The organism is Microtetraspora niveoalba, assembly GCF_001570405.1.
In the GTDB taxonomy this organism is placed as follows: Bacteria; Actinomycetota; Actinomycetes; order Streptosporangiales; family Streptosporangiaceae; genus Microtetraspora; species Microtetraspora niveoalba.
Genome location: NZ_BBYM01000002.1, coordinates 55,720 through 75,177 on the forward strand (window position 1 = coordinate 55,720; position 19,458 = coordinate 75,177).

18 protein-coding genes are annotated in these 19,458 nt (G+C 72.3%); 6 read left to right on the forward strand and 12 right to left on the reverse strand.

Translation table 11 applies throughout. The features are described from left to right. Window positions 1-32: 32 nt before the first annotated feature. Both AWQ70_RS00245 and AWQ70_RS00250 read right to left on the reverse strand, forming a co-directional pair. A complete protein-coding gene (locus AWQ70_RS00245) occupies window positions 33-470 on the reverse strand; it encodes a hemerythrin domain-containing protein (protein ID WP_067168541.1) in 438 nt (145 codons plus the stop codon). Continuing rightward, entirely contained in the window at window positions 467-1,816 is a 1,350-nt protein-coding gene (locus AWQ70_RS00250; RefSeq protein WP_067168542.1) for an MFS transporter, read from the reverse strand. The genes AWQ70_RS00245 and AWQ70_RS00250 overlap by 4 nt, the downstream gene beginning before the upstream one ends. A 22-nt stretch (window positions 1,817-1,838) precedes the next feature. Between AWQ70_RS00250 and AWQ70_RS00255 the strand changes: the two genes are divergently transcribed. The 6 genes from AWQ70_RS00255 (at window position 1,839) to AWQ70_RS00285 (ending at window position 7,894) form a co-directional block, all read left to right on the forward strand. Next, window positions 1,839-2,495, forward strand: coding sequence for a helix-turn-helix domain-containing protein (locus AWQ70_RS00255; RefSeq protein WP_067168544.1), 657 nt, complete (start codon window positions 1,839-1,841; stop codon window positions 2,493-2,495). 662 nt (window positions 2,496-3,157) lie between these two features. After that, window positions 3,158-4,003, forward strand: a complete 846-nt coding sequence (locus AWQ70_RS00265) for a hypothetical protein (RefSeq protein ID WP_157529817.1) — start codon at window positions 3,158-3,160, stop codon at window positions 4,001-4,003. A gap of 125 nt (window positions 4,004-4,128) precedes the next feature. Further along, complete coding sequence (locus AWQ70_RS00270; protein WP_067168549.1) at window positions 4,129-4,545, forward strand: hypothetical protein; 417 nt, start codon at window positions 4,129-4,131, stop codon at window positions 4,543-4,545. Next, window positions 4,542-4,931, forward strand: a complete 390-nt coding sequence (locus AWQ70_RS00275; RefSeq protein ID WP_067168551.1) for a YciI family protein — start codon at window positions 4,542-4,544, stop codon at window positions 4,929-4,931. The genes AWQ70_RS00270 and AWQ70_RS00275 overlap by 4 nt, the downstream gene beginning before the upstream one ends. Further along, the gene (locus tag AWQ70_RS00280; RefSeq protein ID WP_245646594.1) at window positions 4,928-6,175 is read left to right on the forward strand and encodes an RNA polymerase sigma factor; all 1,248 of its coding nucleotides are present in this window, start codon (window positions 4,928-4,930) and stop codon (window positions 6,173-6,175) included. The genes AWQ70_RS00275 and AWQ70_RS00280 overlap by 4 nt, the downstream gene beginning before the upstream one ends. Before the next feature lie 147 nt (window positions 6,176-6,322). Then, window positions 6,323-7,894 (forward strand): sulfatase family protein, encoded by a 1,572-nt coding sequence (locus tag AWQ70_RS00285; RefSeq protein ID WP_067168555.1) that lies wholly within the window; start codon window positions 6,323-6,325, stop codon window positions 7,892-7,894. A 150-nt stretch (window positions 7,895-8,044) separates the two neighbouring features. Here the strand turns inward: AWQ70_RS00285 and AWQ70_RS00290 are convergent, their stop codons facing one another. The 10 genes from AWQ70_RS00290 to AWQ70_RS00335 all read right to left on the reverse strand — a co-directional run bounded on the left by AWQ70_RS00290 (window position 8,045) and on the right by AWQ70_RS00335 (window position 19,458). After that, the gene (locus AWQ70_RS00290; protein ID WP_067168557.1) at window positions 8,045-8,845 is read right to left on the reverse strand and encodes an ABC transporter ATP-binding protein; all 801 of its coding nucleotides are present in this window, start codon (window positions 8,843-8,845) and stop codon (window positions 8,045-8,047) included. A gap of 5 nt (window positions 8,846-8,850) precedes the next feature. Then, window positions 8,851-9,837 carry an ABC transporter ATP-binding protein gene (locus AWQ70_RS00295; protein WP_218004357.1) on the reverse strand — a complete coding sequence of 329 codons (987 nt, stop codon included), beginning with the start codon at window positions 9,835-9,837 and terminating at the stop codon, window positions 8,851-8,853. After that, window positions 9,830-10,678, reverse strand: coding sequence for an ABC transporter permease (locus tag AWQ70_RS00300; protein WP_067168560.1), 849 nt, complete (start codon window positions 10,676-10,678; stop codon window positions 9,830-9,832). Before AWQ70_RS00300 ends, AWQ70_RS00295 begins: the two co-directional genes overlap by 8 nt. Continuing rightward, window positions 10,675-11,634 (reverse strand): ABC transporter permease, encoded by a 960-nt coding sequence (locus AWQ70_RS00305; protein ID WP_067168562.1) that lies wholly within the window; start codon window positions 11,632-11,634, stop codon window positions 10,675-10,677. The genes AWQ70_RS00300 and AWQ70_RS00305 overlap by 4 nt, the downstream gene beginning before the upstream one ends. Window positions 11,635-11,709: 75 nt before the next feature. Continuing rightward, complete coding sequence (locus tag AWQ70_RS00310) at window positions 11,710-13,239, reverse strand: ABC transporter substrate-binding protein (protein WP_067168564.1); 1,530 nt, start codon at window positions 13,237-13,239, stop codon at window positions 11,710-11,712. 151 nt (window positions 13,240-13,390) lie between these two features. Then, window positions 13,391-14,476: an NAD(P)H-dependent amine dehydrogenase family protein gene (locus AWQ70_RS00315; RefSeq protein WP_067168566.1), complete on the reverse strand. Its 1,086-nt coding sequence runs from the start codon at window positions 14,474-14,476 to the stop codon at window positions 13,391-13,393. 2 nt (window positions 14,477-14,478) lie between these two features. Beyond that, entirely contained in the window at window positions 14,479-15,648 is a 1,170-nt protein-coding gene (locus AWQ70_RS00320; protein WP_218004358.1) for an acyl-CoA dehydrogenase family protein, read from the reverse strand. Next, on the reverse strand, window positions 15,645-17,168 hold the full coding sequence (locus AWQ70_RS00325) for a class I adenylate-forming enzyme family protein (RefSeq protein WP_245646595.1): 1,524 nt from the start codon (window positions 17,166-17,168) through the stop codon (window positions 15,645-15,647). Before AWQ70_RS00325 ends, AWQ70_RS00320 begins: the two co-directional genes overlap by 4 nt. Continuing rightward, window positions 17,165-18,352 carry an alpha/beta hydrolase gene (locus tag AWQ70_RS00330; RefSeq protein WP_067168567.1) on the reverse strand — a complete coding sequence of 396 codons (1,188 nt, stop codon included), beginning with the start codon at window positions 18,350-18,352 and terminating at the stop codon, window positions 17,165-17,167. Before AWQ70_RS00330 ends, AWQ70_RS00325 begins: the two co-directional genes overlap by 4 nt. Further along, window positions 18,349-19,458, reverse strand: coding sequence for a homogentisate 1,2-dioxygenase (locus tag AWQ70_RS00335; protein WP_067168570.1), 1,110 nt, complete (start codon window positions 19,456-19,458; stop codon window positions 18,349-18,351). The genes AWQ70_RS00330 and AWQ70_RS00335 overlap by 4 nt, the downstream gene beginning before the upstream one ends.

Here is a 19,458-nt window from a genome sequence, read left to right on the forward strand (position 1 = left end):
GCTTCCGTGCGGAAGGCCGGACGACGAGGCCGCTAGAGGTTCTCCGGCATGTCGGTCATCGCGTTGAGAAGGGGCACGAGCTGCTCCTCCTCGTAGTCGAGGTGTGCCTCAAGCTCGCCGGCGAGCCGGTCCAGCTCGGCCCCGATCTCCGTTCGCCCGCCCGCTCCGGCGAGGGCCCGGATCCGGGCCAGTAGCCGGCCCACCACCCGGTGCTCCTCCCTCAACCGGTCGAGGACGGCGGTCAGCTCGGGATGCAGGCCGTCTAGATGCGGGAAGAGCACGTCGTCCTCACCGGTGTGGTGGGCGTGCAGGGCCTCGCAGAACGTCAGGCAGTGCTCCCGCAGGTCGGGAGCGCGCATCGACCCGCCGCGCAGCTCAGCGAGGTCGCGCCGGAACGCGGCGTGCAGCTTCACGAGCTCGTCGCCCCAGGCGACGGTGCGCTCATCGGGCGTGTTCCCGCCGCCGGTCACGCCGTCTCCCCTTGTACGAAGACCGGCGTGCGGCCGAGCGCGCCGTGCGCGAAGGCGAAGACCGCCGAGACCAGGGCCGCGATCGCCGAGGCGGCGAAACTCCATCCCGCCCCCGCGTTCGCCAGCACCACCGCCGTCACCGCGCCCGACACACTGCTTCCGGCGACCCTGACCAGCGCGTTCACGCCTCCCGCCGCCGCCGTCTTGGCCGGCTCGACGTGCTCGACCGCCATCGTGCCGAGTGCCGCGTACCCGAGGCCGACGCCCAGGCCCAGGACGGTCGCCGCACCGTACAGATCGGCCGCCGACCCGTGCGAGACGGCCAGCCAGAGCGTCGCGACGGCCACCGCCGACGATCCGACGCCGACAAGCGACGACGCGGTGAACCGGCGCATCAGCCGGCCCGCGAGCAGCGAGACCGCGAGCATCAGCAGCGCTGTCGGCGACAGGTACAGGCCGACCTGGAGCACCGAGGCGCCGAGCGCGGCCTGGGCCACGGACGACAGCGTGGTGATGGCGCCGAACAGGGCGAACCCCAGCAGCAGCGAGGCCACGGTCGCTCCGACGGTCCCCCGGTGCAGCAGCATCGGGATCTCGATGAGCGGCGACGCGGCGCGCCGGGCCGACACCACCCAGGCCGCGAACAGCACGGCGCCCGCCGCCAGCAGCCCCACGGTGGGCGCCGACGTCCAGCCCCAGGCCGTTCCCTTGCTGATGGCCAGGAGCAGGCAGATCAGCCAGGCGGACACCAGAGCCGCGCCCGCGAAGTCGGGGCGCCCGCCGGTCCGCGGGCGGACGGGCTCGCGGACGAACAGGGCGACGAGGGCCAGCCCCAGGACCGCGAGCCCCGCCAGGATCCAGAACAACGCCTGGTAGCCGCCTCCGGCCAGCCCCGCGAGGATCATGCCGCCCCCGCTGCCGACGCCCATCATGGCGCTCAGTAGTCCGATCGCCGTGGGCAGCCGGTCACGGGGCACCTCCTGCCGGGCGATGCCCATGGCCAGGGGGAGCAGGGGCGCGGCCATTCCCTGGAGCACCCGGCCGGCGATGACTCCGGCGAGCGTGGTCGCCAGCGCGGCGGCGATCGACCCCGCGACCAGGAGACCGAGGGAGGCCATGGCCATGGGCCGCCTCCCGTACAGGTCGCCGAGGCGCGACAGGAGGGGGATGGAGATCGCTCCGGAGAGCAATGAGGCGGTCAGGGCCCAGGAGGTGGAGGTCAGCGGCGCGTGGAGCTCACGTTGCAGCGTGGGGAGCATCGGCACCACCGCCGTCATCTGCAGGGTGCCGACGGCCACGCCGAACGCGAGCACGCACACGGCTGTCCAGGGAGACTTTTTATACATGTATAGAAAGTAGCATGGCAGGATGCCGACGCGTACGGGACGACCCCCGAGAATCTCGAAGACGGACATCCTCGCCGCGGCGCACCGCGTCATCGGGTCGGAGGGCACGCAAGCCCTGACCATGCGCAGGCTCGCCCGCGAGGTGGGCACGACGCCGATGGCCCTCTACCACCACGTGCGCGACAAGGACGAGCTGCTCCTCATGCTCCTCGACGACTACGCGGCCGGCGTGCCGCGCCCGGAGCCGCCTGCCGGGGCGGCCCCGGGCGAGCGCGTCGTGGCCGCCGCCGTCGCCATGCGCGGGGCGCTCATGGGGGTGCCCTGGATCATCGAGGTGCTCAGGGCCGACGACCTGATGTCGGTCCGCGCCCTGTGGTACCCGGAGGAGATCATCGACGCGTCCGTCCTCGCCGGCCTCACTCCGGAGGAGGCCGTGGACGTGTACCGGATCATCTGGCACTACACGGCGGGCGAGATCACCGCGCGGGCGGCCGCCGCGCGCCGGCGCGAGGACGACCGGCCGACGCATCGGAGCGAGGTCTTCGAAAACCTCGACGCCGCCCGGCTCCCGCGCCTGGCCGCGCTCGGCGCACAGTGGGAGGAGCTGACGGCCCGCGACACCTACGACAAGGGGATACGGGCGCTGGTGCGCGGCCTGCTCCCCCCTCCCGCCGCCTGACGGGAGCCATCGGGTCCGCCGTTCGGGTCCGATAGCCGCGTGGTGGGCGATCGGTAATTCCGCGCCGTATTGGGTCACTCTCACGGCTCGCGTTGACCAGCATCTGGAGGTCGGCGATCTCGGCTCCGCCTGGCTACGTTTGATGGCTTGATCGAGGATGCGGCCGATGATGGACCCCTTGGAGTCGCGGCCCTCCTCCCCTGCGCGCAGGTCGGCGCTGACGAACACGTAGTCGAAGAGCCCCGTCATCTTCGCTTGACCGGCGAACCCGAAGAAGTGAGTATCCGCGGCGAGTTCCACCCCTTCGAGATCGTCCGGGTGCGCCCGTTCCCAGGCAGTCAGCGCGTCGTCCACTGCTTTCGCGCTTCCAGCGGGCGGCAGACCGAGTTCGGGGCGGGCACTCCGTAGGTCCTGGTAACGCTTACGACAGTCGGTCGCGCTGGCGGCTTGCCGAATCGCCTTGAACGGTGGATATGTGAGAGCGTGGCCTGACAGCTTGTCGGCGCCATCCTTCCACCGGCGCCAGAGCCTGCACGTCGACCGGATCCCCGCCGACGCTCGCGGGATCGGGGCCCCTCGCGATCGACGCGTACTTGAACTCCTCCTGAGAACCTCTCCGGGAACCCGGGCGGACGGTGTCGAACTGACCTACCATCACGCGCATGACCGAGGTGGATTGGGCGTTATCGGTGATATTCGCCATCCCGCTGGGGTTCCTGTGCGGCTCGGTGGCATGGGCGGCGAATTCAGCCCCTCGCGACCGCCGGTCGCCGGTCTCCCTCCGTCATCTGGCTCTGGGAGCGGGACTCTGCGCCGCCGGAACGGCGGTGATGGCGCTCACCGCGCTCGCCACCCGTGAGGACGTCCACTATGACGACTTCGGCTCGGCCATGACCTCCCTGGCGGGCGTGCTGGGCGGCCTGACGCTGCTTCTCGGACTGGGCCCGTTCGTCCCATGGCTGTTGCGGGCGGCCGAGCGGCACGCCGGACGGCTGCCGCGACCGCTCTCCGATCGGCTCGGTGACGACGCGGCCGTCTACGCCGAACGGGGTTTCCAGGCCCGGACCGGATGGATCCCGTTCGCCGCGGCGACGGCCGCGCTCGCCCTCGGCGGCGCGCTGGTCGCCGCCTGGCCGGCCCCGCCCGGTTCGCGGTCACGCCGCGTGTTGCTGAGGGCCGGCGCCGGCTCGCCGGTCCGCGCTCTCATCGCGTCCCGCGCGGCCTTCCGCGCCGCCTGCGGCACGGTGCTGGGCGTGGCCGCCGGATGTCTGATCGGCCTGTTGCTCGTCTGGCCCATGACCGCCTCGATCGACTGGGACCCCGTCCCCCGCCCGGACTTCGGCGTCCCGTGGCCGTCGATCGCCGCCCTCGCCGCCGGATCGCCCCTGCTCACCGCGCTGATCGCGGCTTTCGCCCCGCCCGGGCGCGGGTTCCCCGGCAGGCGGGGCGCCCCCGGTCCGCCCGCCGGCGAGGAGCCGGGGCCCGGCGACCGTGCCGCGGCCGCCTAGGGTGTCGCCGGCCCTGTCGCCGCGCGGCGAAAAGAAATCTCGGCTCGGTTGTCGAGACCGCCCGTACGTCTCCGACAGAGGAGGTGAAAGCACGGCGACGGTCTTCACATCAGAGGGAGAACACCATGAGCACGACGACGAACACCCTGCGCACGCTCGAGCCGCTCATCGGCACCTGGGCCATCGACGGACCCGGTCTCTCGGGGACGGTCCGCTACGCGTGGACGGACGGCGGCGGCTTCCTGGTGCAGCACGTCGAGCTCGTCCACGACGGCGAGGCCACCCGCGGCGTCGAGTACATCGGCTTCCATGCCGAGAGCGGGCGGCTGCGCTCGCACTACTTCGGCGACAACGGCGAGCTCCTGGAGTACGTTTACGAGCTGGCCGGCGACACCCTGACGATCTGGTACGGCGACGTCGACTCCCCGGCCAGGTTCGTCGGCAGGTTCGACGCCGACGGCGTGCGCAACACCGGCGCCTGGCAGTGGCCGGGCGGAGGCTACGAGTCGAACATGACGCGAGTGGAGGAGCCGGCCCGATGAAGTACATGATCATGACTTTCGGCGACGCGTCCGCGTGGGACACGCTGGGCCTCGGCGCCGAGGAGGCGACCTGGTCCCAGGAGGAGGTCGCCGAGCACTTCCGCGCCATGTCGGCGTTCTACGCCGACCTCGCGGCCTCCGGCGAGATGGTCACCGGCTTCGGGCTGGCGGACCCCTCGCACACCATGACGGTGGAGATCCGGGACGGGCGGCCCGTCGCCTCGGACGGACCGCATGCCGAGGCCAAGGAGGTGCTCGCCGGGTTCGGGATCATCGACGTGGCCTCGCACGACCGCGCGGTCGAGCTGGCCGCGCGATTCGCCGCGATCGTGCGGAGCCGGGTGGAGCTGCGGCCGGTCATGGACGACGCCGGCCGGGAGATGTGAGCGGACTCCGGCGGATGGAGGACCTGCTGCGCGAGCTCGCGCCGCGGGTCCTCGCCGCGCTCACCCGCCGGTACGGCCACTTCGACCTCGCCGAGGAGGCCGTTCAGGAGGCGCTGCTCGCGGCCGCGACCCAGTGGCCGGGCCAGGGCCTGCCGGACAACCCGCCGGGCTGGCTGACCACCGTCGCCACCCGACGCATGACCGACCTGCTGCGCAGCGAACAGGCCCGCCGCCGGCGAGAGCAGGAGGAGGCGTTCCGCGCGCTGCCGTCCGACCTGCTGTCCCCGGCGGCCGACGTGCCGCCGACCGGGGACGCCGACGACACCCTGCTGCTGCTGTTCCTGTGCTGCCACCCCGCGCTGAATCCGCCGGCGCAGGTCGCGCTCACCCTTCGGGCCGTCGGCGGCCTGACCACCGCGGAGATCGCCCGCGCGCTCCTGCTGCCCGAGGCGACGCTCGCGCAGCGGATCAGCCGCGCCAAGAAACGCGTTCTGGAAGCGGGCGGCCGGTTCCGGATGCCCGACGAGCGCGACCTCGCACGCCGCCTCGACGTCGTCCTGCACGTGGTGTACCTCATCTTCACCGAGGGCCACACGGCCACGGCGGGTGATTCGCTGCACCGGGGCGAGTTGTGCGCCGAGGCGATCCGCCTGGCCCGGATGGTGCACCGGTTGCGGCCCGATGTGCCCGAGGTGAGCGGGTTGCTCGCCGAGATGCTGCTCACCGACGCCCGCCGCCCGGCGCGCACCGGCCCGGACGGCGAACTGGTCCCGCTCGCGGAGCAGGACCGCGGCCGGTGGGACCGGGCGTTGATCGACGAAGGGATCGCGTTGCTGACCGACGCGTTGCCGCGCAGGCGGCCGGGGCCCTACCAGTTGCAGGCCGCGATCGCCGCCGTGCACGCCGAGGCGGAGCGGTTCGAGGACACCGACTGGGCGCAGATCGTCGCCCTGTACCAGGTGCTCGACCGGCTCGCCGACAACCCGGTGGTCACGTTGAACCGCGCCGTGGCGGTGGCGATGCTGAGCGGCCCCGCGGCTGGGCTGGCCGTGCTGGAGACGGTGGCCGGCGACCGGCGGATGGCCGGCCACCACCGGCCGCACGCGGTGCGCGGCCACCTGCTCGAGCAGGCCGGCGAGACGGCGGGCGCGATCGCGGAGTACCGCACCGCGGCCCGGCTCACGACCAGTCTCCCCGAGCGCCGCTACCTGCTGACCCGCGCGGCCCGGCTGGACACGTCCTGACGCGGCTCCCGATCCCCCTGCCGGAAGCGGCTGGTCATGGCCCGGAGGCGATGTTTATGATTCTGACATTAGGATCAGTTTTCGCCCACGCCTCCGCGGAGCACGCCCGCGGGCGGTCGCGTCGGCGTAGACCGGAGGACGGCACGTATGGGTCGCAAGATTCTGTTCATCACGACCGACCAGCAGCGCTACGACGCGTACGGGTGCAACGGAGGGAGGATCGCCCGGACTCCGGTGACCGACGGACTCGCCGCGGAGGGCGTCCGGTACGAACGGGCCTACTGCGCGAACGCGGTGTGCAGCCCCGCGCGGTCCAGCATCCTCACCGGACAGTACCCGCGGACGCACGGCGTGATCGCCAACGGAGTCCCGCTGCCGGAGGACGCGCCCAGCGTCGCCCGGGTGCTGAACGACGCCGGCTACCGCACCGCGCTCATCGGCAAGGTCCACTTCGAGCCGATCGCCGACCCCACCGGCCGCTACGAGCAGAACCGGCTCGCCCTGGCCGACGAGCACGGGCCCTATCGCGGGTTCGAGTACGTGGATTTCGCCGGCCACGGCACCTTCGGCGCCTCGCACTACGCGAACTGGCTGCGGAACGAGCACCCCGACGAGACCGGCGGCTTCCTCCGGACCTTCGCGAGCGCCCCCGGCGGGGAGACGGGCGCCCCGGCCGTCGCGCCCAACCCGATCCCCCGCGAGCACTACCACACCGACTGGGTGGCCGACCGGGTGATCGCGTGGCTGGACTCGTTGTCCGACGACGACGACTGGTTCTGCTGGATGAGCTTCCCTGACCCGCACCACCCCTGGGACCTGCCGGCCTCGGAGGCCGGGCGGGTGGACTGGCGCGATCTGGACCTTCCCGCCGGGCACCCGGGCTCCGACGAGCGCATCCGCGAGATCCTGGCCGGTCGGCCGGAGCACTGGCTCGCCTGGTACGACGGGTCGGTCCCCAACATCGACGGCGCTCCCGGCGACTTCGTCCCGGCGAAGCTGACCCACGACCAGATCCGCGAGATCAACGCCGTGATCCACGCGAAGAACGAGATGCTGGACGAGGCGTTCGGACGTGTACTCGACACGATCGAGCGGCGCGGATGGGGCGACGACACGGACGTCCTCGTCACGACCGATCACGGCGAGTTCCAAGGGGATCTGGGGCTGCTGTTCAAGGGGCCCTACCACGTCGACGCACTGCTGCGGCTGCCCCTGATCTGGCGCCCGGCCAGGTCGGCGGGGACACCCGCCGCCGTGGTGCCCGATCCGGTGGGGCAGGTCGACCTGGCGCCGACGTTCTGCGAGATCGCCGGCGTCCCCGTCCCGGAGTGGATGCAGGGCGCCCCGCTGCCCACCGAGAAGGGGTCGGGCCGGGATCGGGCGGTCATCGAGTGGGACAGCCAGCTCGACACCGGTTACCGGCTCAGGACGATCGTGAAGGACGGCTGGCTGTGCACCGCGTACGAGCCCACCGATCGCGAGTACGGCATGCCGAAGGCGGAGCGGTACGCGAGCTTCGGCATGGTCCCGCCGGATCGGGAGATCGTCTACGACGGCGGCGAGGGTGAGCTCTACAACCTGGAGGAGGACCCGCACCAGTGGGTCAACCGGTGGGACGACCCGGCTGCGGCCGATGTGCGCGCCGCACTCGTGGCCGACCTCCACGCGAGTCTCGCCCCCGCGCGCGAACCGCGGCTCCGCCCGACGGCGATGGGCTGACCGGCCTCATGCCCGGGGCCCGAGCGGGTTCCGGCCCCGGGCATGAGCGGCCGGACCGGACGGCGCACGGACCGGACGGCGCACGACCGAGCCTCCCCCACGCGGGGCCGGAGCCCCCTGAGAGCACTGGCGCGGGAGTGCCCGGCTCCGTCATCCCTGCCGGTCGACGGCCATCGTGGGAACGGCCGACAGCAGGCGGCGCGTGTAGGGATGCCGGGCCGCCTCCTCCGTCAGGCCGGCCGACAGCAGCTCCTCCACCACCTCACCCCCGTTCATGACGAGGATCCGGTCGCAGACGAGCCGGATGACGCTGATGTCGTGGCTGATCAGCATGTACGCGAGGTCGTTCTCGCGTCTGAGGTCGAGCAGAAGCTGGAGGATCTGCGCCTGCACGGAGACGTCGAGGGCCGACACCGACTCGTCCAGCACGACCAGGGACGGGGAGACGGCCAGCGCGCGGGCGATCGAGGCGCGCTGCCGCTGCCCGCCGGACAGGCTGTCCGGCCTGCTTTGCGCCGCTCCCGCCGACAGTCCCACCCGGTCCAGCAGTTCCAGCGCGCGCCGGTCCGCCTCCCTCCGGTCCATGCCGTGCCACAGGCGCGACGGCTCGGCCACGATCTCCGCGACGGTCATCGCCGGGTTCAACGAGGTGTACGGATCCTGGAAGACCATCTGGACCGTCCTCCAGATGGTCCGGTCCAGCCCGCGGCGCGCGTACACCTCCCGGCCGGCGACCCGCACCGATCCCGAATCCGGCCGCACGAGCCCGCAGATGATGCCGGCGAGCGTGGACTTACCCGATCCCGACTCGCCGACCACGCCGACGGACTCACCCGCGGCGATCGCCACGCTGACGCCGCCGACCGCGACGGTCGGCGGCTTGCGTGCCAGGCGTCCCCCGAGCCGGTAGGTCTTGGTCACCGACTCGACCTCGACGAGCAGCTCCGCCATCGCCCCTACTCCTCCGATCCGCGCGCGTGGTGGCAACGGACGAGATGCCCGCTCCCCCGCGTCTCCAGCGCCGGGTGATCCCGCTCGCACTCCTCGGTGCGCAGTGCGCACCGCGGCGTGAACCGGCATCCCGACCGCACCTCACCCGCCTGCGGCACCCGCCCCGGCAGCGGACGCAGCGCGCCGACCGCCAGCGCGTGCTCCGGGGTGCACTGCTGCAACGCCCGCACGTACGGGTGGGACGGCCGCCGCAGCACGTCCGCCGTCACGCCCGACTCCACCAGTTCCCCGGCGTACATCACCAGCAGCCGGTCGCAGCGCTCGCCGACCAGCGCGAGATCGTGGGACACGAACAGCACGGCGAGCCCCAGATCGAGGCGGAGCCGGTCGAGGAGGTCCATCACCCCGCGCTGCACGGTCACGTCCAGGGCGGTGGTGGGCTCGTCCGCCACGAGGACGGACGGTTCGCCGGCGATCGCGATGGCGATCATCACCCGCTGCCGCATGCCGCCGGAGAACTCGAACGGGTACTGGCGGGCCCGCTCGGCGGGCCGGGTGATCTCGACGCGGTCCAGCGCCTCCACCGCCGCGCGCCGGGCTTCGCGCCGGGACGTCCCGGGCCTGCGCAACCGGATCGCCTCGGCCACCTGGTCCCCCACCCGCATCGAGGGATTCAGGCTCGTCATGGGGTTCTGGAAGACCATCGCCACTCCGCGGCGCGCGGCGCGACGCGTGGCCGGGCCGGTCGCCCCGCCGTCGACCGCGCCGTCGACCTCGATGGCGCCGCCGGCCGGCCGTACGCCGCGCGGCAGCACCCCCGCGACGGCGGATGCGGTCAGGCTCTTGCCGGAGCCGGACTCGCCGACCATGCCCACCATCTCGCCGCGCCCGATCGCGAAGGAGACGTCCGTGACGAGCGGCGTGCTCCCCCCTTGGCGGTCCAGCTCGACGGTGAGGCCGGTCACCCTGAGCACGGCCTGCGCGTCAGCCACGGCGTTCCCCCTTGCTCTCGATGTCACCGATCACGTTCAGGCTGAGGATCAGCAGGGACAGCACGGCCGCCGGGATGAGCACGACCCGGGGGGCGGAGGCCAGCATGGCCGCCGCGCCCGAGAGCATGGTGCCGAGGCTCGCGTTCGGGGACTCGACGCCGACTCCCAGGAAGCTGATGCCGGCCTCGATCAGGAGGGAGAGCCCCAGCAGGTAGCTCACCTGGACGAGCGACTGGGCCCTGATCCCGGGAAGCAGGTAGCGCAGCAGGATCCGGGTGTGGGAGCAGCCCGACATCCGGCCCGCCATCAGGTACGGCAGGGTGGCGACCTTGACGGTCTCCGTGCGCACCACCCGGTAGATCCGCGGTGCGAAGACCACCCCCAGCGTCACCATCTGCCCGGTGATCCCCGACCGGAGCGCGGCGTGCACGGTGAGCAGCAGCACCAGCGCGGGGACCGTCAGGATCACGTCCGCGACCCGTCCGGTGGCCGCCTCGACCCAGCCCCGGCGGTACCCGGCCAGCATCCCGAAGGGAAGGCCGACGGCGGTGGCGACGGCGATCGCCGTCAGCGCGGCGAACAGCGACGTGCGCGTGCCCCACAGCAGCCGCGCGAGCAGATCGCGTCCCAACTGGTCGGTGCCGAGCAGGTGCTCGGCCGAGTACGAGGCCAGGGTGTCGCCGAGGTGCTGCCGGTTGGGCTCGCCGAGCGGGAGGAACGGCACCGCCACGGCCACGGCGAGGCAGACGAGCACGAACCCGAGGGCGAGCGCCCGGGTGACGCCCAGGCCGGCGAGTATCCCGGTGGAGCGGGGCCGTCCGGTGGCCACCACCTCGGTCATGACAGCCCCCTCGATGCGGGATTGAGCCAGAGCGCGATGAGATCGGTGACCAGGTTGGCCGCCAGGATGACCAGGGCGCACAACGCGACCAGCGCCTGCACGACGGGGAAGTCCTGGCCCTGGACGGCTTCCAGGGTCAGGGTGCCGATGCCCGGGATCGCGAACACCGACTCCACGAGCAGCGCGCCGGTGATGAGCACGCCGACCTCCAGGCCGATGACGGTGACCCAGGGCGCGGCGGCGTTGCGGGCGACGTGCCGGAAGAAGACGCCGCCCGGTGAGACGCCCTTCATGCGCGCGGTGCGGACGTAGTCGCCCTCGTACTCCTTGATGAGCGAGGCCCGGAAGGTGCGCATCTGGACGCACATCAGGCCCAGCGCCAGCGACGCGGCCGGCAGTGTCAGGAACTGCAGCGCGGTCGCCCAGCCCACCTCGGCCGGATCCCGGTAGCCGCCCGCGGGGAACCACCGGAACCACAGCGAGAACACCAGGATGAGCACGTAGCCGACGAGGAAGTTGGGGACCGCGATGCCGAGCACCGCGACGGCGCCCAGGCCGCGGTCCACCGGCCCGCCGGGCCGCGACCCGACGGCGCTGCCCATCAGGACGGAGGCGAGGACCGCCGCCGTCAGCGCGAGGAAGGACAGCAGGAGCGTCGGCGGCAGGTACTGGCCGATCAGGTCCAGTACCGTCCCCCTGTTGTGCAGGGACGCTCCGAAGTCGCCCCGGACCGCGTTCCCCAGCCAGTCGAGGTACTGCGCGATGACGGGCCGGTCCAGTCCCAGGCTGTGGCGGACCTGCGCCACCTGCTGGGGGGTGGCGGACTCGCCGGCGACCACGGCGGCCGGATCGCCGATGGCGAAGAGCATGACGTAGGTGCAGGCGGTGACGACGACGAGGGTCGGGACGGCGGCGAGGGCCCGCAGCGCGGCCTGCCGGAGGATCAGTGTGAGCATCGGGGGGACCTTCGGGAATCGGTGGGAGCCGTCCGGCGGACCGGACGACTCCCGCCGGGCATCCGGCGCATCCGCTCAGCCCTTGACGCCGCGGAACGTCGGGAAGGCCTGGGACCAGGGGTTCCGCCATCCGGTGACCGCGGGCGACACCGCGTAGCTGGTCTTGACGCTCAGGACGGGCACCATCTGGAATCCGTCCATCACGGCGGCCGAGAGCTTCTTGTAGATCTCGTCGCGCTTGGCCTGGTCGGTCTCCCGGACGGCCTCCGCGGCCAGCTTCACGACCTCGTCGTTGGTGTAGCCGCCGGGGTTGTACAGCCCCTCCGGCAGGACGTAGCGGGCGACGGTGGCGGAGGGATCGAAGGTGTTGCCGCTGGCGCCCACCGCCATCGCGACACTCTTCTCGGCGGTGAACTTGCCGACCACCTGGGGTGGCGCGACCGGGCTGACGGCGGCCTTCAGGCCGATGGTGTTCATCTGCTCCTGCACCACGGACGCGAGCTGCTCCATGATCTGGTTGCCTGCGACCGTGACGATCTCCACGTTCGCGCCCGCCGCCCCGGCTTCCTGGACCAGCTTCTTGGCCTTCTCCAGGTCGTACGGCACCGCATTGAGGCCGAGGTCCTTGTCGTACTGGGTGGTGCCGGCCGCGAAGAACTGGCCGGTCGGCTCGCACTGCCCCTGGAACAGCCCCGCGCAGACCGCCTCGCGGTCCACCGCCAGGTTGACGGCTTCGCGGACGCGGGGGTCGTCGAACGGTTTCGTCCGCGTGTTGAAGGAGAAGGAGAAGTTCTCCGTGCCGTAGGCGCGGTCCACCTTGTAGCCGGCGTCCTGCGCGGCCTTGGCCATCTGCTCCGGGACGACCGTGACGTCCAGGTCGCCGGTGCGGATGGCGTTCAGCTTCGCGTCGTCGGTCAGGTAGGTGAGCTCCAACGTCTCGGTGGCCGCGGCCTCGGGGTCCCAGTACGCCGGGTTCTTCTTGTAGACGACCCGGTTGGGCTGCACGGTCTGCAGGGTGAAGGGTCCGATGCCCGCGGACTGCCGGGTCAGGTCCATGCCGTCGGCGACGGCCTTGTCCGAGATCATCATCCCGGAGGGTCCGGCGAGCGTGCGCGGGAGGTCCCCCACGCCGGCCTCGTGGCGGAACCGCACCGTCGACGGCCCGGACTCCTCGACGGTCACGCCGGCCAGCTCGGCGGCGTTGGTGCTCTGCTTGAGCGTCTGCGAGCGGCGCACGTTGGCGATGACCGTCTTGGTGGTGAACGGGGTCCCGTCGGGGAAGGTCAGCCCCTCGCGCAGGGTCATGTCCAGGTACGGGCCCTTGTCGTCCTCACCGGCCTCCCACTTCGTGGCGAGCATCGGCTGGATGCTGTGATCCGGCGCGAGATAGGTGAGCGAGTCGTACAGCGGCTGGGTGTAGACCACCATCTGCCGTACGGGGATGAGGTCCGGGTCCAGGGTCGTGCCCGCCAGGACGGCGCCGAACTTCAGCACGCCGTCCGCGGCGGACCCCGTGGTCGCGGCCCCGCCCCCCGAGCCGCCGCCGCAGGCCGAGACCAGGCCCAATCCCAGAGCGGCGGCCATGACCGCCAGTTGCTTCTTCATGTGGGAGCCCACCCTTCCGCGGGACACACGTCCCGGAAACAGAGTGTGAGGGAGATTTCTGAAACTGACTTTATCCTCAGCTTCTTGCGGCGGACAAGGCTTTGACGGCAGGCGTCGGATAACGGAAAAGCACCGGCCGACCGCGGGCCGGTCAGCGCGGCAGGGGCGCGGGGCGCCACGGCGCGAACGTGGGGAGCACCAGGATCCCCGGGGCCGCCGCGCACACCTCCTCGATCGCCCGGACGACCGGTCCGGCCACCGCGTACTGCATCGCCTTGGACTTGTCCGGATAGCCCTCGGGATCGTCCAGGCCGACCTGGATCCTGAGCCTGGGCGCGCCGTCGATCGTGATCGTCCAGCCGTCCTCGCCCTGGAAGTCCGGCTGGTCGTCGTCGGCCCGCCAGTCCATCTGGATGGTCAGGAACCGGCCGGCCTCCGTGTTGGCGTGCCAGCGCCAGCGGGCGCAGGAGACGGTGCCTTTGGGGATCGTGCCCACGACGATGCGCACGTCCTCCTTGGCCACCGCGATCTCGTGGTCCTCCTCGACCGAGGTGAACTCCACGTTCAGGGCGTGCGACACGTACCCGGTGATCTCGCCGAAGAGCTCGGTGAAGAACGCCGCGCGGCCCGCGGTCGCCTCCTTGAACCGCTCCGGGGTCATCCCGAATCCGCACAACTCGTAAATGAATCCCGGCGAGATGACCGGCGAGCAGTCGTAGACCTCGCGGAAGTGGATGTGCTTGACGTCGGTGCACATGGTGGTGGCGGCGACCGCCAGGCGCTCGGTGATCAGTCCCGGGTTCACGCCGGTGCCGAACAGCGTGGCGCCTCCTTCGACGGCGGCCCGCCGCAGCCTGGCGGTGTGCTCCGGCTCCGCCTTGCCGGTGCCGCCGGGAGTGATCGGCCACGGGTAGGTGAAGGCGACCGTCGTGATGACGTTCTTGCCCGAGCGCAGCAGCCGGACCAGGTCGTCCACATGCTGGCCGGGCGACTCCCCGTTGAGCGGGGTGTGCAGGACGACGTCGGCGTCCAGGGCGAGGATGTCCTCGATGTCCTTGGTCGCGGTCACGCCGATCGGCCGCCGCCTCAGGATCTCTCCGGCGTCGCGGCCGGCCTTGTCGTCGCTGTAGGTCAGCAGGCCGACCAGTTCCAGGCCGGGCCGGTCGATCACGTGGCGGCCGGTGACCCGGCCGATGGCGCCGGTGGCCCACTGCACCACCCGGTAGGGTCGCGACACTCTCACTGTCCTCCTTCGGTCGTCCGCCGGGATTCCGCCGCTCCGGTGAGCAGCGAGAGGCAGCCGGCCGCCGCCGCGGCGTCCCGCAACCGCGCCGGCCGCCCGTCGAGCGCCGCGGCCGCCCTCGCCCGCCGGAAGTACAGGTGGGCGTCGTGCTCCCAGGTGAACCCGACCCCCCCGTGCACCTGGACGAGGGTGTCGGCCGCGGCGGCGAACGCCTCGGACGCCTCGGCCTTGGCCAGCAGGACGATGCGGTGCGCCTGCTCGTGGTCGCCCGCGTCGGTCGCCCCGGCGGCGGCGAGCACGAGCGCCCGCGCCGCCGTGACGGCGACGGCGACCTCGGCGCAGCGGTGCTGGATCGCCTGGTAGGCGCCGATCACCTGGCCGAACTGGCTGCGGATCTTCGCGTACTCGACCATGTGGCCGAGACAACCCTGGGCACCGCCGACCTGCTCGGCGGCGAGCAGCAGCCGGGCGACGTCGCCGAGGCGGGCGACCGCCGCGGTGTCGCCGGGCGCCGTCATCGGCACGGCCGGAGCCGCGTCGAGGTGGAGGTCGCCCAGCCGCGCGGTGAGGTCGACGGACCTGACCGGACGGCGGGTGACCCGGGCGCGTCCGTCCGCGTCCGGCGCGAGCGGCACCAGGACGACGGCGGGACCCCGCGGCCCGGCGGCGACCGCGAGCAGCGCGTCCGCGGTCATGCCGTGGGTGACGTGCCGCACCGTGCCGGACACCCGGCCCTCCGGGTCCAGCACCGGCCCGGGCTCCTGCGACGCGAACGCCTGCGGCATGCCGACGACCACCGCGCCGGACAGCAGCCCCGCCGCGTGGCCGAGCAGGTCCTCGCTCAGCGGGCCGCCCAGGCCGAGCGCCCAGGCCGCGAGCACCGAGGCGCGCAGTGGCCCCGGGTACAGGCAGGCCGCCGCCTCCTCGGCCGCCGCGACCACGTGCTCCAGTCCGAGGCCCAGCCCGTCGGCCTCCTCGGGGGCCGCCATGCCGACCAGGCCGACCTCTTCGGCGAGGGTGCGCCAGCGCCCGCGGTCGAAACCCGGCTCATCGCCGTCCGGGGCGCCGTCGCGGAGCGACCGGGCCTCGTCCAGCCCCGGGTGGTCCGCGAAGTACGACCGCACCGCCGACCTGACCTCGTCGGGACTCAGCAGATCGTCGCTCACGCGCCCGCCTCCCCTGCGCCGTCGTCGAGCTTGGCCCGGACGACCTTTCCCGTCGCCGTCCTCGGCAGCGCGGACAGGAATCTCACGGTCTTGGGCACCTTGTATCCGGGCAGGTGTCTCCTGCAGTGGTCCTTGACGGCCTGCTCCGTCAGGCCGTCGTCGCGGCAGACCACGACGGCGCACACCCGCCGCCCCCACAGCTCGTCCGCCGCGCCGTACACGGCGCACTCCAGGACCTCGGGCATCTGGTCGATGACGTTCTCCACCTCGCCCGGGTGGACGTTCATCCCACCGGTCACGATCATGTGGTCGGACCGGCCCTCGACGTACACGTAACCGTCCGCGTCGACGTGCCCGACGTCGCGGGTGTTGAGCCAGCCGCCGACCAGGACCTCCCGGGTCGCGTCGCCCCCGCCGATGTAGCCGCGCATCATGAACGGGGAGCGGAAGTGCAGCTCGCCGGAGGCTCCCGGCGGCACCTCGGCGCCGCCGCCCGGCTCGCGCACGCTCACCTCGACGCCGGCGGTGAGCCGGCCCGCCGACGACAGCCGGCCGGCGTGCTCCGGATCGGGCCGGTGGTCCTCCGGCGGAAGGCAGGTGACCGGGCTGCCCGCCTCGGTCATGCCGTAGATCTGGCAGAGCTCGCAGCCCAGCACGTCGATGGCCTCCTTCAGCAGGCTCATCGTGATCGGGGCCGCGCCGTAGGCGATGTGCCGCAGCTCGGGGAGCTTCCTCGGGTGCTCCTTCAGGTGGTCGACGACCGCCCGGATCAGGGTGGGCACGAGCACCGCGTGCGTGATGCCGTGCTCGGCGAACGCGGCCGTGATCGCCGCCGGTCCGGCCTCGGCGATGTAGACCTGGGTGGTGCCGTACCGCAGCCCGTACTGGACCCAGGTCGCACCGGCGAGGTGGAACACCGGCGGCACGATCAGCTGTCGCGACTCGGGTCCGAACCGGTGCACCGTGCGGTTGGCCACGCCCAGCTCGTTGGCGATCCGGGTCAGCGGGACCGCCTTGGGCACGCCGGTCGATCCCGAGGTGAAGAAGACGATGGCCTCGTCGCCGGGCTCGGGTTCGAGGACCTCGCCCGGCGCGTCGTCCGGCCACAGCCGCTCCCCGACCGCCGAATGCGCGGCCAGTCCGGACGCGATCGCCGCTCCGCGCTCGGCGAGCCCGGGGCCGGAGACCAGGTGCGTCAGCCCCACGGCCTCGATCGCCGCGCGCTGGCCGGCGTCGGGGAGCCGCCAGTTCAGCCCCACCAGGGACGCGCGCCTGCGCCAGGTGGCGAGGAGTACGGCCGGGAAGGCCGCGTCGTTGCCTCCCAGCCATCCGACGCGCGCCCCCGGCCCGACGCCGTGACCGGCCAGGTGCCCGGCACAGCGGTCCGCGGCCTCGTCGAGCTCGCGCCAGGTCAGGGACAGCCGCGGGCTCACGACCGCGAGCGCGTCCGGGCGCGTCCGGGCGTGCTCGCGCACGGCCATGTCGATGGTGTGTACCGGCCAGTTCTGGTGTTCCGTCACAACGATCCCGCCCAGCCTCGCTCCGCCATCCAGTCAGTGATCACGCCCACCGCTTCGGCGAGCTGGGGGCGCTGGCTCCTACCGGAGTAGTAGTGCGTGGCGCCCTGGACCGTGTGGAGGGTCTTGTCCGGATGGCCGACCGCGTCGTACAGACGATCGGTGTGGCTCGGCGTGCACGCGTCGTCGGCCGAGTTGCCGATGACCAGCGTGGGCACCCGCAGGTCGGCCGCGCAGCGGACGCCGTCGGCGTGCGCGTCGTCGTAGCTCCACTGCGACAGCCAGCTCCGCAGCGTGCTGAAGCGGGCCAGGCCGACCGGGCCCATGTTCACGATCCTGGGGTCGCCCAGGTAGCAGGTGCCCGGCACCCGGTCGTTGGGGTCCAGGGTGGGGTCCAGCCAGCGCGGGTCGGCCATCGTGCCGTGGGTGACGAAGCCGCGCTCCTCCAGCCCGCGACCGGACGAGCGCAGGTCCTCCAGCGTGTCCTTGACCCAGGCGGTGATCCGCCGGTTCCTGGCGATCTGCGCCTCCCGGTATCGGGCGACGAACTCCGGGGTGTACGGCGGCCGGTTCGGGTTCGCCGGGTCGTACAGGTCGAGCTCGGGGTCGCGCCTGCCGGGGTCGTTCTCGTCCAGGATCGACGCGTCCAGCCACTCGGTGAGCGTGCCGTGCCGGCTGACGTGCGCCGCCAGCAGCATGACCCCGTCGGCGGGCTGGAGGTCGAGCGCGGTGAGGTCCGGCGGCTCGCCCGCCGGGGTGCGGGTGACGGTGGGCGACTGGGCCTGCTGCTGGTAGTACAGGGACAGGGAGCCGCCCCCGCTCCAGCCCGCGAGAATGACGTTGCGGTAGCCGAGCCGTTCGCGGGCGTCGCGGACGCAGGCGCCGAGGTCCTGGACCACCTTCTCCATGATGAGCGCGCTGTCCACGCCGCGGTATCGGCTGTTGCAGTAGATGACGTGGTGCCCGGCCCTGGGCAGGGCGTTGGTCATCGGCAGGTAGGCGCCGCCCCCGATCGGGTGCATGAAGAGGATGACGGTGTCGGACGGGATGTTCTTCGGCCGGAGCAGGTAGCTCTCCAGGACGACGTCCTCCCCGACGCCGCCGTACGTGTCGCGGTAGGCGGATTCGTCGCGGAACAACACCAGGTAGGGGATGCGCTCGTACTCGAAGCGGGCGGCGGCGGTCATGCCTGCGCCTCCGCGGAGACCTCGGCCCGGGCGGCGGCCAGCAGCGCCTCGCTGGCCACCATGCGGCGCCGGGTGTCGATCGAGATGACCTTCCACTCGACCCGGGTGTCGACGTCGTGCCGTCTCCGCGAACGTTCGCGCGCGCGTTCGGGCACCCCGTGGTGCACACCCTGCGGGGCGTGGGAGATCAGGCCCGACGGCATGTCCACGCCGAAGACGCTGCCGCCGTGGTAGAAGGCGACCTCGTCGTAGTCGACGTTGCGGTGGTACCAGGGCATGCGCTCCGCGCCGCGGGCCGCCTCCGCCGGGCGGGGCAGGAAGTGCATCACGTACACGCCGGTGGCCTGCATGAACAGGTGGACCGTCGGCGGCAGGTGGACGCTCTCCGACGTGATCACGTCGTAGTCCTCGATGTTGAACGTGAACGGGAAGTTGTCGCCCTTCCAGCCCTCCGCGTCGAGCGGGTGATGCGGGTAGAACAGCGACGTCCGCCCGCCGGCGTGGCGGAGGCGGACCTCGTACTCATCGAGCACCGGCTCCTCGAACGCCTCCGCCTCGGGAACCGTGACGAGCGAGGAGTCGTAGGGGAAGTGCCTGCCGAGCACGCCCGCCGGGGGGACCCGGAACTCCTCGGTCGCCTCGATGAGGAGCAGGTGCCCGTCGTCCTCCGGCACCTGCCGGTACGTCGTGGACTTGGGCAGGTAGACGTAGTCGCCGGGGCGGTAGGGGAGGCGGCCGAACTCCGTCTCGAAGTGCCCGTGCCCCCGGTGGACGAACCAGAGCTCGTCCCCGTCGACGTTGCGCTCGTAGAAGGGCGCGGCCGCCCGCCGCCGGCTGAGTGAGACGCGGCAGTCCTCGTTGCCGAACAGCGGCATCGGCCCGCCTTCCGGGTCGTGCAGGTCGCCGGGCTCGAGGTCGCACGTCTGGACGTCCAGCGGGCTCAGGGGGCCCTCGGCGCGGTATGCGGTCGGATCGTTGCGACGGTAGAGGTGGGCGGTGCGTCCGGTGAACCCGGACCTGCCCATCTCGTCGTCCTTGAGCCCGTCGAGATCGCGGTGGACCTGGCGCGGCGTGCGTCCCTTGCGCAGTTGAACGAAGGATTCCAC

Bases quoted from the DNA above. Each gene is read 5' to 3' on its own strand.
- AWQ70_RS00275 (WP_067168551.1), top strand. From the start codon at position 4,542: ATGAAGTACATGATCATGACTTTCGGCGACGCGTCCGCGTGGGACACG.
- AWQ70_RS00265 (WP_157529817.1), top strand. From the start codon at position 3,158: ATGACCGAGGTGGATTGGGCGTTATCGGTGATATTCGCCATCCCGCTG.
- AWQ70_RS00255 (WP_067168544.1), top strand. From the start codon at position 1,839: ATGCCGACGCGTACGGGACGACCCCCGAGAATCTCGAAGACGGACATC.
- AWQ70_RS00270 (WP_067168549.1), top strand. From the start codon at position 4,129: ATGAGCACGACGACGAACACCCTGCGCACGCTCGAGCCGCTCATCGGC.
- AWQ70_RS00285 (WP_067168555.1), top strand. From the start codon at position 6,323: ATGGGTCGCAAGATTCTGTTCATCACGACCGACCAGCAGCGCTACGAC.
- AWQ70_RS00310 (WP_067168564.1), bottom strand. From the start codon at position 13,239: ATGAAGAAGCAACTGGCGGTCATGGCCGCCGCTCTGGGATTGGGCCTG.
- AWQ70_RS00330 (WP_067168567.1), bottom strand. From the start codon at position 18,352: ATGACCGCCGCCGCCCGCTTCGAGTACGAGCGCATCCCCTACCTGGTG.
- AWQ70_RS00305 (WP_067168562.1), bottom strand. From the start codon at position 11,634: ATGCTCACACTGATCCTCCGGCAGGCCGCGCTGCGGGCCCTCGCCGCC.
- AWQ70_RS00290 (WP_067168557.1), bottom strand. From the start codon at position 8,845: ATGGCGGAGCTGCTCGTCGAGGTCGAGTCGGTGACCAAGACCTACCGG.
- AWQ70_RS00250 (WP_067168542.1), bottom strand. From the start codon at position 1,816: ATGTATAAAAAGTCTCCCTGGACAGCCGTGTGCGTGCTCGCGTTCGGC.
- AWQ70_RS00300 (WP_067168560.1), bottom strand. From the start codon at position 10,678: ATGACCGAGGTGGTGGCCACCGGACGGCCCCGCTCCACCGGGATACTC.